Raw genomic sequence first — 13,910 nt, forward strand, 5'->3', positions numbered from 1 at the left:
AAAACAAAGCTTTAGCCGAGCAACTTAGGGAGCCTTCATGTCATTACCGCGCTGCAATTCCTATTATAACGCCACCATAAACCAAGAAACCGATTATCAATCATTACAAGGCGAGCTTGATGTTGATGTCGTCATTATTGGTGGCGGTTTTACTGGCGTTGCCACTGCCGTTGAGTTGTCGGAGCAAGGCTACAAAGTCGCCATTGTTGAGGCAAATAAAATCGGTTGGGGCGCAACTGGACGTAATGGCGGCCAGGTCACTGGCAGTCTATCTGGCGACGCGGCGATGACGAAGCAACTGCGTAATCAAATCGGCAGTGAAGCGGAGGATTTCGTGTGGAATCTGCGCTGGCGCGGTCATGAGATCATCAAAAACCGTGTGGCAAAATACAATATCCATTGCGATCTAAAACTGGGTCATCTGCATACCGCCTATAAACCTGCTCATATGAGCGAGATGCAGGCGACCTTTGATGAAGGTGTGCGCCGCGGCATGGGCGATGAGCTTAAACTGTTATCAAAAGCCGATATTCCCGAGTACCTCGATACGCCGCTGTATCATGGGGGCTTACTTAATAAGCGCAATATGCATCTGCACTCAGTTAATTTGTGTATTGGTGAGGCGAGGGCGGCCGAGGCCAATGGCGCGCTGATCTTTGAGCACTCAGCTGTGCTGGATATTATTGACGGCGATCGGCCCGTGGTGAAAACCGCACAAGGGCAAATTACAGCCAATAGTGTGGTACTCGCGGGTAATGCTTACCATAAATTGGCGCGTAAAAAATTAAGTGGCTTGTTGTTTCCAGCCTCCTTAGGTAACTGCGCCACGGTTAAGCTTGATCCTGCACTTGCTAAGCAACTAAACCCCCATGACTTAGCCGTGTATGACAGCCGTTTTGTACTCGACTATTACCGCATGACTGCCGATAATCGCTTAATGTTTGGTGGTGGTACCAATTATTCTGGCCGCGATTCAAAAGATGTGGCGGCAGAGCTTCGCCCGGCGCTCGAGCGCACCTTCCCGCAGCTTAAGGGGATTGACATCGAGTTTGATTGGACCGGTATGGCGGGTATTGTGGTCAACCGTATTCCGCAGCTAGGTAAAGTGTCTAACAATGTATTTTACTGCCAAGGGTATTCTGGTCACGGCGTGGCGACCTCGCACATCATGGGTGAGATAATGGCTGCAGCCGTAATTGGTCAACACAAAGAGTTTGATCTATTTGCCAACATGAAACAGATCCGTTTGCCCGTCGGCGAGTGGTTGGGTAATCAAGGCATGGCAATCGGCATGCTTTACTATCGCATGATGGAGAATTTCCGCTAGCGAACTCTGTAGCTTGGTGGAGTCGCGTGAGGGGGAGTTTTTTAGACAAAAATGAGACAACCTTTTCGCTGCGGTCTACATTGGTTAGTTTTTTAAATTCGATGATTTCAGCGTTAATAAGCGTTTTTTTAAAGTGCTTTCAGCAAAAGTGCTTTCAGCAGGTGCAGTGCATGGATAATGGAATGGACCCTGCTCGTGAGGGTATTTTTGAGGCTCGTTGACTTTTTTGTTCCTTGGTCGTTCTGCAACGCATCTGAGCTTTGAGGGGGAGAGGGAATGCCATAAATGTCGAGCACATGTTTGGCCATGCCGTCAAAGGTCACCGACGCACCTACGCTGAGTTATCATTCTCTTCGATTTGGTCTTAGACGGTTTTGGAAAAATAAGCTAGCAAGGCTGGTATTCTACCAATGCTTACCCTGACGTCACTAATTCACTTCTTTTTCACTGTCGAAGATCATGTAAGCACTTTTCGTAGGCATCTTTATCGATTTCGCCGTTTGCATATCGCCGCTTAAGCAACTCTTCAGCGGAGACGTCTTTATTGTCAGCTGTTTGAGACGATTTTCTCCAGATTGCCCAAATAAGTATAGCGATAATCACTATACCAGCCCACCAGAACCACATCGCGCCCATATGCCCAGCTCCGTTCCAGTCATACATATCAAACCACTCCTGTTATTACCTGAAAGTTCAGCGCCAGTATAAGTCCTTTGCGTTTACTGCAGATCAGTCTGCGCAGACTGATGTTCCATCATCTGTTGCATTATCATTTGCATCATTTTCATGCGCTCCTGCATGCTTTCCTGACGATGTTCCATGGTTTGAATGCGTTGGCAAGGAATATCGTTTTGTTGACAGGGGGTACGTTCTTGATTTTCCTGCATCCTTTGGTGGACCACCTTGCTCTGTGCTTCGCCCATCATCATGCCATGAGCATCGTCCGTTTCGCCCATCATCATGCCCTCACGCATGCTTTGCATGTGCTGTTGCATCAACATTTTGCGCTTTTCGGGCTCTTTGGTGGCTTTGACCTCTTTAATTTGCAACTGCATTTTTTCCATTTGCCGATACATGGGATTTACCGTCGTTGGTTCGTTCTGGGCAGCCAGAATTGGTGAAGCGAACATCATGAGAATTGCAAGCGTTAGAATATAAGTAATAGTTTTCATTTCGTTCCTCAGCTTATTACGCTAGGACGTGCAAATATGTGGATACCTCGCCTTAACTTGCTGCAACATACGGTCGATGCGCAGGGTTTAAAAGCATGCCACGAACATTGCTGTTCTCCATAGAGTAATATTTATTCAAAAAGATAATTATCCGTATCGATGCAGCGCGCGTCTGTGCGTCAGCACACTTAGTGTCCTGTTCGCATCCCCCTTGATTTCGTCGTTACGAGAATGGTGTGCTTGCGCCAAATCTGAAGATGAGGAAGCCAATTATTCCTAAGCGCTGAAATGCTCTGCAGCAAAAACACGCTGAGGGAAGCAGAGTTTCTACCAGTTTTAGGTATTTAAAGGGGGAGTTCTAAATCATGACTTCATTTTTCTCGATAATTTACTGCTGGTGTGGTGCATAGAGGCACCAATCTCGTGATCAATTGGTCAGTTATGTTCCCAACTTCACACTAACATTCCCCATATGCGTATAGGTCAGATATGCAGGAACAACCTATTATGCAGGCATTTCAGGGGGGGGGGGCGCTACGCGTTAAAAAGCGCTTGCATACTTCCCCGTAGGACAGGTGGTTCAAAGCCATGAGGGGGCGCCTTCAAACACACTTAGCAACTACCCATTTAGCTCAAAGTTAATTTATTAAAATGTATGAAGCTGCTATTCAAGCTGACCCATTAGGGGAGTTGCTCTGCCAAAAAATCTACCATTAACCGCACTTTAGGCGAAAGGTGGCGGTTTTGTGGATAGAGCGCCCATACGCCTTCGTTGGGCTCTTGGTAGGCGGTTAACAGTGGTATTAGGGTGCCAGCCTCGATATCTTGGCTGATGTAATAGTTGGGAAGTTGTGCTACGCCTATTCCCTTAAGCGCGGCATCACGCAGGCCGTGGCCTGTATTGCATCGTAACCTGCCATTAATCTTTATCTGTCTCTCTCTACCTTGGTCGATAAAACGCCAGTAATCATAGTTGCCGATTAAACAGTTGTGCTGACTCAACTCCGACAGGCTATGAGGCTCGCCATAGCGTTTGAGGTAAGCTGGAGAGGCGCAAACAAAGTTTTTTCGCTGACTGATACGTTTGGCCATTAAACTTGAGTCGGCCAACTTGCCGATACGAATGGCTAAATCTATCCCCGCATCGATTAAGTTAACCTGGCGATTGGTCAGTTCGACATCCATCTCGACACTGGGGTAGTTGAGCATAAAGTCATTGACGATAGGCAGAATATATTTTTCACCGTAAGCAACTGGAGCGGTCAGTTTAAGGCAACCTTGAGGCGTGCCTTTTAAGCTGCTTAGTGCGCGTTCGGCTTCATCTAATCCGTCGAGTACTTGACGGCAATGTTGATAGTAGAGCATCCCTTCTTCGGTGAGTGACACTTTACGGGTTGTGCGGTACAGCAATTTGGTGTCGAGTCTGTGTTCGATGGCGCTGATCTGCCTGCTGACTTGGGCGGTAGAGATCCCTAGGCGCTTAGCTGCGGCGGTAAAGCTTTCGGTTTCGGCCACGGCGACAAATTCGCTGACCCCTTCCCAAGGTTGCATTATTACTGTCTCGTAAAAATCATTTGTTGATTTGCTAGATTATCATTGCTCAAGAAATAAATACAATGGTTGCCATTGTAAGGCCAGTTATAAATTGGTTCGATTGTCATACCCGTTGCGAAGAAAGCGACTAAATTGTATGTGGCGCATCCACATCATCCAAGGGAGTTATTACTATGTCAGATAAGTTTATTAAGTCGAAAGCGGCCATTGCTTGGGGACCGGGTCAACCTTTGTCAGTTGAAGAGGTGGATGTGATGTTACCTAAGGCGGGCGAAGTCTTAGTTAAGATTGTGGCGACTGGCGTGTGTCATACCGATGCATTTACGCTATCGGGGGATGATCCTGAAGGAGTATTTCCGGCGATTTTAGGCCATGAAGGTGGCGGCGTCGTTGAGATGGTTGGCGAAGGTGTCACCAGCGTTAAAGTGGGCGACCATGTTATTCCGCTTTATACCCCTGAGTGTGGTGAGTGTAAGTTTTGTAAGTCGGGCAAAACCAACCTGTGTCAAAAAATCCGTGAAACCCAAGGTAAAGGCTTAATGCCAGATGGCACCACGCGTTTTTATAAAGATGGCGAGCCTATTTTCCATTATATGGGGTGTTCTACTTTCTCTGAATATACCGTATTACCAGAGATCTCATTGGCTAAAGTGAACCCTGAAGCGCCGCTCGAAGAGGTGTGTTTACTCGGCTGTGGTGTGACAACCGGTATGGGCGCAGTGCTTAACACTGCCAAAGTAGAGCCGGGTGCGAGCGTGGCGATTTTTGGTATTGGTGGCATAGGTTTGTCGGCGATTATCGGCGCAACCATGGCTGGCGCTTCACGTATTATCGCTATCGATATTAATGACAGTAAGTTTGAGTTGGCGCGTCAACTGGGCGCGACAGATTGCATTAATCCTAAGGAATATGACAAGCCTATCCAAGAGGTAATTGTTGAGCTAACCGATGGCGGCGTTGATTACTCCTTTGAGTGTATCGGTAATGTCGATGTGATGCGCTCAGCGTTAGAGTGTTGCCATAAAGGCTGGGGCGAATCTGTCATTATTGGCGTTGCTGGTGCAGGGCAAGAGATTTCGACTCGTCCGTTCCAATTAGTGACCGGCCGTGTATGGCGTGGCAGCGCGTTTGGCGGTGTTAAAGGACGCTCTGAACTACCAGAAATCGTTGAAAAATATCTACGTGGTGAGTTCAAGTTAAGTGACTTTATTACTCACACCATGCCACTTGAAGAGATTAACAATGCCTTTGATTTGATGCATGAAGGTAAGAGTATCCGCTCTGTGGTGCATTTCGATAAATAGTGGCAAAGCATAGACTGAATCGCCACTGATTTCCTAGACACCTTTTAGTTAGATAAACTAGCGAAAAAGAGGTGTTCATGAACAATAAACGTTACCCCGAAAAATTCAAAATCGAAGCGGTTAAACAAGTTACTGTTGCCGGTCATTCCGTTGCTGACGTTGCTCAGCGTTTAGGGACTACCACTCATAGTCTTTATGCTTGGATTAAACGCTACGGCCCTGACTCTGAGGAGCACCAGCAGAAGTCTGCAGAGTCTGCTGAGATCAAACGATTACAGAAAGAGCTTAAACGAGTTACTGAAGAACGTGACTTGTTAAAAAAAGCCGCGGCGTACTTCGCAAGCCACCCCGAGTAAGATACGCCTTTATCCGAGAGCATCACCACAGCCATTCTGTGCGGCAACTTTGTCAGCTGTTTGATGTTCATCCAAGTGGGTATTACGCGTGGAGAAGCTGCAACAAATCGAATCGGCAACGCGATAATGAACGGCTCACAGGTCAACTCAAACAGTGTTGGCTAGAATCGGGTGGTGTTTATGGGTACCGTAAACTCCATCGGGATCTACGTGACCTTGGTGAACAGTGTGGTATTAATCGTGTACATCGTCTGATGAAACAAGCGGGACTGCGAGCACAAGTTGGTTATCGTAAACCTAGAGCTCCTGGCGGTGATCAACATGTGGTGACACCAAATCGCTTAGAGCGGCAATTTAACCCACTAGCGCCCAATAAAGCCTGGGTAACGGATATTACGTACATCAAAACACATGAAGGTTGGCTCTATCTTGGCGCGGTGATGGACTTGTTTTCACGTCGCATCATTGGTTGGTCAATGGGTAGTCGGATCACCAAAGAGCTTGCGTTAGATGCCTTACTGATGGCGGTGTGGCGTCGTAAGCCAGATGAAAGAGTCTTAGTGCATTCAGATCAAGGAAGCCAGTACACGAGTCATGATTGGAGTGAATTTCTGAGTGCTCATGGTTTGGAAGGTAGCATGAGTCGTCGAGGCAACTGCCATGATAATGCAGTGGCGGAGAGCTTTTTTCAACTACTGAAACGAGAACGGATTAAGCGAAAAATCTATGCTACAAGGGATGATGCTAAGATGGATATATTTAATTATATTGAGATGTTTTACAACCCGAAACGACAACATAGTTCCAATAATGGGCTATCACCGTTAGAGTATGAACGTCAATATTTTAATGAGGCTAAAAGTCGTCTAGTGAAGTAGTGGCGATTCAGACGGATTAGCAAAAACCTATTAGCAAAAACCAACTAGCATCAATCTACTGTGTAGCGCAGGTGAGCGCTTTTGCCTGCGCCGCACAGGGTGAGGATAAATGATGACCATAGAAAATATTAGCAGTAATAAAAGTTTTGAGGGTTGGCATAAACAGTATAAACATCAATCCTCTAGCCTTAATTGCACGATGCGTTTTGCGATTTACTTGCCGCCTCAGGCCAGCGAACAAAAAGTGCCAGTACTTTATTGGCTATCTGGCTTGACCTGCACTGATGAAAACTTCATGCAAAAGGCAGGCGCAATGCGCATGGCTGCAGAGCTTGGGGTGGCGATTGTCGCGCCAGATACCAGCCCTCGGGGCGTTGGGGTTGCCGATGCTCCCGATGGCAGTTATGACTTAGGCCTAGGGGCAGGGTTTTACCTTAATGCCACGCAAGCGCCGTGGAAGTCGCATTATCAGATGTATGATTATGTGGTTAATGAATTACCTGAGTTAATCGAGCAGCATTTTCCGGTTAATACCAAACGCGCGATTGCGGGTCACTCAATGGGCGGGCATGGTGCGTTAACGATTGGTTTGCGTAACCCAGAGCGCTATCAGTCAATTTCAGCATTTAGTCCGATAGTGAATCCCATTAATTGTCCATGGGGACAAAAGGCTTTTGAGCACTATTTGGGGAAAAATCGCGATGAGTGGTTGCAGTATGATGCGTGTGAACTGCTTAAAAATGCCACGGCAAGGTTACCGATTCTGGTCGATCAAGGGACTAGCGATAGCTTCCTTGATGAGCAATTAAAACCGCAGGCGCTAATCGATGTGGCCAGTGCCAAGCAGTATCCGTTAACCTTACACATGCAAGCTGGCTATGATCATAGCTATTACTTTATCGCGAGCTTTATTGAGGCGCACTTGAAGTTTCATTTTAAGCACTTGACGGCTTAATCTGTGTGGTTTAAGCCTGTCACCATAGCACTTAAATCTAAGTTATTTGCTTAAGGTTTTTACAAGACAGTTTGCAAGCCTATCGAGTCGATAAGCAAATAAGCCGAACATCTGTTCGGCTTAGTTGTTGAATTGGTATAGTGTTATTAGCCAAGAGCGATGAATCGACACTACTTCACAGGTTCACAGGTTCACAGGGCGGCTATTAAGCTCAGACAGAGAGTGAGAACAGCGATTTAGGCCAGTGCTGCTTGATATGGATAGTAAACCAAGGGTCAACATCAGCGCTCGTTTCACCGCTGCTTTGTTACACTATATCTCGACGCGGTCCATCTCCAGCTGTTGCAATGAAATCACCGCTTGGGTGCGATTTCTGACCCCGAGTTTTCTAAAAATGGCGGTGGCATGCGCTTTAATGGTCGCTTCAGATACCCCTAAATCATAGGCAATTTGCTTATTTAACAGCCCTTCGGCAAACATCTGCAATACCTTATATTGCTGCGGTGTTAAGTCGGCCAGTTTGGCAGCCATTTGATCGGTCGCATCTTCATTAATTTGCTGCAGTTCAATATTGTCGGGCAGCCATATATCCCCATACAACACTGTGGTAAGGGCTTCAGCTAGGGTTTCCATAGAGGCTGATTTAGGAATAAATCCTGCGCTACCGTAATGCACTGCGCGGCTAATCGTCATGGCATCTTCATGGGCTGAAATCACCACTACGGGCAGCTCTGGGAAGTGAGTGCGCAGATGGATTAGGGTGGAGTAACCATGGGAGCCTGGCATTTGTAAGTCCAGCAATACAATGTCGTAGGCTCTAGTACTCGTTTCTAATAGCTTTTGTAAGGCGTCAGCACTGTCGGCTTCAAACCAATTGGTTTGCGTAAAGGCGCCACTCAATGCTTGTCGCAAGGCATTACGAAATAGAGGGTGATCATCGGCGATGATAATGTTCAAATTTTCTAGCTTCATTGCTTTTTGATTATCTTTGTTGCATTTGAAGGTGAATTCAATGTAACAGATAACCTGCGTATTATTCTATGGATTTTATGCCGATAATGTTGATTTTTTGTTTAATTATTCTATTTGCAAGACTTTTGTCTAGTATTATGTGGCAGTATTAATGCCAAAATAGGGGCAAAATATGATAGAGGTGCTAATTATTTACACCTCTATAGGCTATTATCGTTTAAGTGTGCGGCGGCCAAACTTGGGTAGGTTTTCTGTCATCATCGACCGCAACGAACGTAAATACGCCACGAATCGCGTGCTCACGCAAATCTTGATACATATCTTCGACGAAAATATTCACTTCCACCTTTAATGAGGTGTTACCCACATGGATCACCTTGGCAATGATTTCGGCTAAGGTGCCAGCGGGGATCGCTTTGTTAAAGTCGATTCTGTCAGAGCTGACCGTGACCAGAGGTTTACGGCAAAAACGCGTCGCCGCAATAAATGCAGTTTCATCCATCCACGCCAAAGCTTCGCCACCAAAAAGGGTGTTGTGATGGTTGGTGATTGACGGAAAAATCGCTTTGATGACTCGGGCTTCAGATTGTTCAATTCGAGCTAACATCGCCTCAGAATAAGGCGATTGAGTGTGAGTTAGGGGCATACGGCAACCTTGAGGTTATGCAGAAAAAATCCACTGTCACGTAATCGAGTTACGTGGCGAGTGGTTGTTGGTGTTTAAGTTCATCCAATGAAGATAAAAAGGCTTCATGCTTGAAGCCTTTATCGGGGTAAAACTGGGGCATTCTTGTTAAGAAGTAGGGTGATTAGGCACCCGCTAATTTGTTCATCCGTGCACGGGCCGCTTTTGCTAGGTCGCGTAGCAACTGCTCGGAGTCTTGCCAGTTAAGGCACGCATCTGTAATGCTTTTGCCATAACTCAGCGGCTGGCCTGGGATCACTTTTTGGCTGCCTTCCTCAATAAAGCTTTCAGCCATAATGCCGGCAATGGCGGTAGAGCCTTGCTCCAGTTGCGCGATAATGTCTTTGGCAACAACTAATTGTTGTAAATGTTGCTTTTGACTGTTGCCGTGGCTGAAGTCAATAACCATACGGTGCGATAACCCAACGCTCGCCAGCTGCTTAGCTGCGGCATTAACGTCCTCGGCATGGTAGTTTGGCTGCTTACCACCGCGTAAAATGATGTGTCCAAATGGATTACCACTAGTACGGTATACCGCCATGGCGCCATCTTTATCGGGTGAATAGAAGATATGTGGCTCTTTTGCGGCGCGCACCGCGTCGATTGCGATATTGATGTTACCGTCAGTACCGTTTTTAAAGCCGACAGGGCAAGAGAGTGCCGAGGCCATTTCGCGATGGATTTGGCTTTCGGTGGTGCGAGCCCCCACAGCGCCCCAAGTGATAAGGTCGGCTATGTATTGGCCGTTAACCATATCAAGGAATTCGGTCGCAATAGGTAACTTGAGTTCCGTTATCTGTTGCAATAGATGTCGTGCTAAGCGAAGCCCTTTATTGGCATTAAAGCTACCGTCGAGATCGGGGTCTGAAATTAACCCTTTCCAACCGACTGTGGTGCGCGGTTTTTCAAAATAAACGCGCATAAGGATGCACAGATCATCTTTTAACTCTTGATGCATTACGGCGAGACGTTTAGCGTAGTCGATCGCGGCATCAGTATCGTGAATAGAGCAAGGACCGATGATCACCAGCAGTCGCTGATCTTCACCGGTGAGAATCGCTTCGACTTCACGTCGTTGTTGTACAAGGTAGTCGGCAGCGTCTTGAGTCAGCGGATATTCAGATGCGAGTTTAGCAGGTGAAATGGCTTTACATAATAATGTGGTGCGTAGTTCGTCTGTTTTAGTGGTCATTCAATATACCGAGCGTTTGTCTTGGCATTTCGCCGTATTGTCTCGGATTATAACTAATAGTTGCAGGCTGCACAGTGCCTAAATCATGAAAATATTCGCTAATTGTCGGCAAGTGTGCAGCGCAATTGACAAAATCGCCCATTTTTACGGGGTTAAATCCTGCTTGATGGCGTTGATTTAAAACATATGTCGTTCCAGTCCGGTGAGCTCTAAGATCTTAGTCGCAATCTCTTCGACCGAATGATTCGTGGTGTTAACAAAGGGGATGCGCTCACGTTTGTACATCATCTCTACCTCTTTTACTTCGATACGGCATTGCCTGAGTGAAGAGTAGCGACTATTTTCCATACGGCTTTGGCGGATCTCATGTAGACGCACCGGATCTATGGTTAGACCAAATAGTTTGTGCTTATTCTTTTTGAGGATCTCTGGCAGCTTAAGGTTATCCATATCATCTTCAATAAATGGGTAGTTAGCGGCCTTGATACCAAACTGCATCGACAGATAAAGGCTACTGGGTGTTTTACCGCAACGCGATACCCCGAGTAAAACAATGTCGGCTTTGTCGATATGTTTTAGGGTTTGGCCGTCATCGTTTTCCATGGCGAAATTAATGGCGTCGATGCGCGCTTCATAACTGTGGTTGGCTTTACCGTGAGTGCGATGCAGCACAGGGCTTGCCTTGATACCTAACTGTTCTTCGAGTGGGGCGACGAAGGTATTCAAAAAATCATAATCGATACATTCGCTACTGTAGATGATGTCACGAATTTCAGCTTTGACGATAGAATGGAATACTAATGGTCGTTCGCCTGTTGTAATAAAACAATCATTTATTTGCTTCTTAACCGCCTGTGCTTTTTGAACCGTCTCCACAAACGGAATTGTAAGTGCTTCAAACTCCATTGGAAATTGCGACAAAACCGCATGGCCAAACACTTCGGCTGTGATCGCCGTCCCATCTGAGATATAAAAGACTTTACGTGACATTCTGACCTCTTGTAGTAATAAAATTACAAATAAAATTATACATTTACGCTGCTTGCTGTGGAGTGTAAACTGCCGCTGCCCTCGTGTGAAAGGGCCACACTGAAATAAACTTGCGGAGATAGAACTGTGCAGCAATATGTACTCTGGTATCAAGAATTAGGCATGGGTGATGTCAACAAGGTTGGCGGTAAAAACGCCTCACTTGGAGAGATGATCAGCAATCTAGCAAATGCAGGTGTTCAAGTGCCTGGTGGCTTTGCGACCACCTCTTTTGCGTTCAATGAATTTCTTGAACAAAGCGGACTTAACCAGAAGATATACGACACTCTAGATTCTCTAGATGTAGATGACGTGAATGCACTCGCTACAGCCGGTGCACAGATCAGACAGTGGGTTATCGACACCCCATTCCATAGCGAATTTGAGCAGGTTGTACGTGAATCGTACGACAAGCTTTCCTCAGAAACCAAAGACGCGTCTTTCGCCGTTCGCTCTTCAGCGACAGCCGAAGATATGCCAGATGCTTCATTTGCCGGCCAGCAAGAGACTTTCCTTAATGTTAAGGGATATGAATCAGTACTGGTAGCGATTAAGCACGTTTTTGCTTCACTGTTTAACGACCGAGCTATCTCATACCGTGTACATCAAGGTTACGATCATAAAGGCGTAGCACTTTCAGCCGGTGTACAGCGTATGGTTCGCTCCGATACTGCTGCATCAGGTGTGATGTTTACCATGGATACCGAGTCGGGTAACAATGATGTGGTATTTATTACATCATCATTTGGCCTAGGTGAAATGGTCGTACAAGGTGCGGTGAACCCAGATGAGTTTTACGTACACAAGCCAAGTTTAACTGCCGGTCACAAGGCGGTTGTTCGTCGTAATATCGGCAGCAAGCTTATTCAGATGGTTTACTCTGATGACTTAAGTCACGGTAAGCAAGTTAAGATTGAAGATGTGGCTGCTGATAAGCGTCGTCAATTCTCTATCAATGACGAAGAAGTGATGGAACTAGCTAAGCAAGCCATGGTCATCGAGCAGCACTACGGTCGTCCAATGGATATCGAGTGGGCTAAAGATGGTAACGACGGCAAACTTTATATCGTTCAGGCGCGTCCTGAAACTGTGCGTTCACGCGAAGATGTGCAGCTCATTGAGCGCTACCATCTTAAAACCCATGGTGATGTGATTGGTGAAGGTCGTGCCATTGGCCATAAGATTGGTAATGGTATTGCTAAGGTACTGTCTTCTATTGAAGATATGGACCAAATCCAAGAAGGCGACGTGTTGGTTACCGACATGACAGATCCTGATTGGGAACCTATCATGAAGCGCGCAAGTGCTATTGTTACTAACCGTGGTGGTCGTACTTGCCATGCGGCGATTATCGCCCGTGAACTTGGCGTTCCAGCGGTAGTGGGTTGTGGCGACATCACCGACAAGATTAAGCATGGTCAAGAGGTTACAGTCTCTTGTGCTGAAGGCGATACCGGCTTTATTTATCAAGGTATTCAAGACTTCGAAGTGATGTCATCACGCGTCGATTCTATGCCTGAACTGCCAATGAAGATCATGATGAACGTGGGTAACCCTGATAGAGCATTCGACTTTGCTCGTTTGCCTAATGAAGGTGTGGGTCTTGCGCGTCTTGAGTTTATCATCAACCGTATGATTGGTATTCACCCGAAAGCCTTGCTTGAGTTCAACGACCAAAGTGCTGAGCTGCAACAAGAGATCCACGAGATGATCGCAGGTTATGAATCACCTGTTGAATATTATGTGGCACGTCTGGTTGAAGGTATTGCGACTATTGCATCGGCTTTCCATCCGAAGAAAGTGATTGTACGTATGTCAGACTTTAAGTCTAACGAGTACGCAAACTTAGTCGGTGGTGACCGTTACGAGCCAGAAGAAGAGAACCCAATGTTGGGCTTCCGCGGTGCAAGCCGTTATATCTCTGAGTCGTTCCGTGACTGTTTCGCCCTCGAGTGTGAAGCCATTAAGCGTGTGCGCGGTGAGATGGGTCTGACTAACGTTGAGATCATGATCCCATTCGTACGTACCCTTGAAGAAGCGGCGCAAGTGATTGAGCTACTGAAAGAGCAGGGCCTTGAGCGCGGTAAAGATGGTCTACGTGTCATCATGATGTGTGAGTTACCTTCTAATGCCTTGCTGGCCGATCAGTTCCTTGAGTACTTCGATGGTTTCTCAATTGGCTCTAACGATTTAACTCAGTTAACCCTAGGTCTTGACCGAGATTCAGGCATCATCAGCCATCTGTTTGATGAGCGTAATCCAGCGGTCAAAGCCTTGCTGGCTATGGCAATTAAGTCGGCTAAAGCCAAAGGCGCTTATGTGGGGATTTGTGGTCAAGGACCATCAGATCACGCAGACTTTGCTGCATGGCTAGTTGAACAGGGCATAGATACCGTATCACTAAACCCAGATACCGTTATCGACACTTGGTTATACCTAGGTGAAGCTCACGCTTAATTATTCTTAAAATAGAATAAGCTAATTGA

12 protein-coding genes are annotated in these 13,910 nt (G+C 46.5%); 5 read left to right on the plus strand and 7 right to left on the minus strand.

Translation table 11 applies throughout. The annotated features are described in order from the left end of the window. The first annotated feature begins 37 nt into the window (after nucleotides 1-37). Nucleotides 38-1,327 carry an NAD(P)/FAD-dependent oxidoreductase gene (locus AC0VXX_RS06820; RefSeq protein WP_475516476.1) on the plus strand — a complete coding sequence of 430 codons (1,290 nt, stop codon included), beginning with the start codon at nucleotides 38-40 and terminating at the stop codon, nucleotides 1,325-1,327. Nucleotides 1,328-1,455: 128 nt separating this feature from the next. Here the strand turns inward: AC0VXX_RS06820 and AC0VXX_RS06825 are convergent, their stop codons facing one another. The 3 genes from AC0VXX_RS06825 to AC0VXX_RS06835 all read right to left on the minus strand — a co-directional run bounded on the left by AC0VXX_RS06825 (nucleotide 1,456) and on the right by AC0VXX_RS06835 (nucleotide 4,050). Then, the gene (locus AC0VXX_RS06825) at nucleotides 1,456-1,650 is read right to left on the minus strand and encodes a hypothetical protein (RefSeq protein ID WP_475516477.1); all 195 of its coding nucleotides are present in this window, start codon (nucleotides 1,648-1,650) and stop codon (nucleotides 1,456-1,458) included. 396 nt (nucleotides 1,651-2,046) lie between these two features. Next, a complete protein-coding gene (locus AC0VXX_RS06830) occupies nucleotides 2,047-2,499 on the minus strand; it encodes a hypothetical protein (protein WP_475516478.1) in 453 nt (150 codons plus the stop codon). A 681-nt stretch (nucleotides 2,500-3,180) separates the two neighbouring features. Then, nucleotides 3,181-4,050, minus strand: coding sequence for a LysR family transcriptional regulator (locus AC0VXX_RS06835; RefSeq protein ID WP_475516479.1), 870 nt, complete (start codon nucleotides 4,048-4,050; stop codon nucleotides 3,181-3,183). Between the two features lie 176 nt (nucleotides 4,051-4,226). Here AC0VXX_RS06835 and AC0VXX_RS06840 point away from each other — a divergent pair, with 176 nt between their 5' ends. The 3 genes from AC0VXX_RS06840 (at nucleotide 4,227) to fghA (ending at nucleotide 7,546) form a co-directional block, all read left to right on the plus strand. Then, on the plus strand, nucleotides 4,227-5,357 hold the full coding sequence (locus AC0VXX_RS06840) for an S-(hydroxymethyl)glutathione dehydrogenase/class III alcohol dehydrogenase (protein WP_475516480.1): 1,131 nt from the start codon (nucleotides 4,227-4,229) through the stop codon (nucleotides 5,355-5,357). A gap of 77 nt (nucleotides 5,358-5,434) precedes the next feature. Continuing rightward, nucleotides 5,435-6,591 (plus strand): IS3 family transposase gene (locus AC0VXX_RS06845; RefSeq protein WP_475515219.1). Its coding sequence is split into 2 segments (ribosomal slippage): nucleotides 5,435-5,672 and nucleotides 5,672-6,591, totalling 1,158 coding nucleotides; the frame shifts between segments, so codons are not numbered across the junction. 112 nt (nucleotides 6,592-6,703) lie between these two features. Then, on the plus strand, nucleotides 6,704-7,546 hold the full coding sequence (gene fghA / locus AC0VXX_RS06850; RefSeq protein WP_475516955.1) for an S-formylglutathione hydrolase: 843 nt from the start codon (nucleotides 6,704-6,706) through the stop codon (nucleotides 7,544-7,546). A gap of 312 nt (nucleotides 7,547-7,858) precedes the next feature. Here fghA and AC0VXX_RS06855 read toward each other — a convergent pair whose 3' ends face one another. The 4 genes from AC0VXX_RS06855 to ppsR form a co-directional block, all read right to left on the minus strand. Then, nucleotides 7,859-8,518 (minus strand): response regulator transcription factor, encoded by a 660-nt coding sequence (locus AC0VXX_RS06855; protein WP_475516481.1) that lies wholly within the window; start codon nucleotides 8,516-8,518, stop codon nucleotides 7,859-7,861. Between the two features lie 217 nt (nucleotides 8,519-8,735). Continuing rightward, nucleotides 8,736-9,164 carry an acyl-CoA thioesterase gene (locus tag AC0VXX_RS06860; protein WP_110456191.1) on the minus strand — a complete coding sequence of 143 codons (429 nt, stop codon included), beginning with the start codon at nucleotides 9,162-9,164 and terminating at the stop codon, nucleotides 8,736-8,738. Between the two features lie 163 nt (nucleotides 9,165-9,327). Beyond that, complete coding sequence (locus AC0VXX_RS06865; protein WP_475516482.1) at nucleotides 9,328-10,395, minus strand: 3-deoxy-7-phosphoheptulonate synthase; 1,068 nt, start codon at nucleotides 10,393-10,395, stop codon at nucleotides 9,328-9,330. Between the two features lie 177 nt (nucleotides 10,396-10,572). After that, a complete protein-coding gene (gene ppsR, locus AC0VXX_RS06870; protein ID WP_475516483.1) occupies nucleotides 10,573-11,385 on the minus strand; it encodes a posphoenolpyruvate synthetase regulatory kinase/phosphorylase PpsR in 813 nt (270 codons plus the stop codon). A gap of 126 nt (nucleotides 11,386-11,511) precedes the next feature. Here ppsR and ppsA point away from each other — a divergent pair, with 126 nt between their 5' ends. Next, entirely contained in the window at nucleotides 11,512-13,881 is a 2,370-nt protein-coding gene (ppsA, locus tag AC0VXX_RS06875; RefSeq protein ID WP_475516484.1) for a phosphoenolpyruvate synthase, read from the plus strand. Nucleotides 13,882-13,910 lie beyond the last annotated feature (29 nt).

The organism is Shewanella sp. QJM3NY_23, from assembly GCF_056173105.1.

Excerpts from the sequence above, each read along its gene's own strand:
- AC0VXX_RS06820 (WP_475516476.1), top strand. The coding sequence starts at position 38 with ATGTCATTACCGCGCTGCAATTCCTATTATAACGCCACCATAAACCAA.
- AC0VXX_RS06830 (WP_475516478.1), bottom strand. The coding sequence starts at position 2,499 with ATGAAAACTATTACTTATATTCTAACGCTTGCAATTCTCATGATGTTC.
- AC0VXX_RS06835 (WP_475516479.1), bottom strand. The coding sequence starts at position 4,050 with ATGCAACCTTGGGAAGGGGTCAGCGAATTTGTCGCCGTGGCCGAAACC.
- AC0VXX_RS06840 (WP_475516480.1), top strand. The coding sequence starts at position 4,227 with ATGTCAGATAAGTTTATTAAGTCGAAAGCGGCCATTGCTTGGGGACCG.
- fghA (WP_475516955.1), top strand. The coding sequence starts at position 6,704 with ATGACCATAGAAAATATTAGCAGTAATAAAAGTTTTGAGGGTTGGCAT.
- AC0VXX_RS06855 (WP_475516481.1), bottom strand. The coding sequence starts at position 8,518 with ATGAAGCTAGAAAATTTGAACATTATCATCGCCGATGATCACCCTCTA.
- AC0VXX_RS06860 (WP_110456191.1), bottom strand. The coding sequence starts at position 9,164 with ATGCCCCTAACTCACACTCAATCGCCTTATTCTGAGGCGATGTTAGCT.
- AC0VXX_RS06865 (WP_475516482.1), bottom strand. The coding sequence starts at position 10,395 with ATGACCACTAAAACAGACGAACTACGCACCACATTATTATGTAAAGCC.
- ppsR (WP_475516483.1), bottom strand. The coding sequence starts at position 11,385 with ATGTCACGTAAAGTCTTTTATATCTCAGATGGGACGGCGATCACAGCC.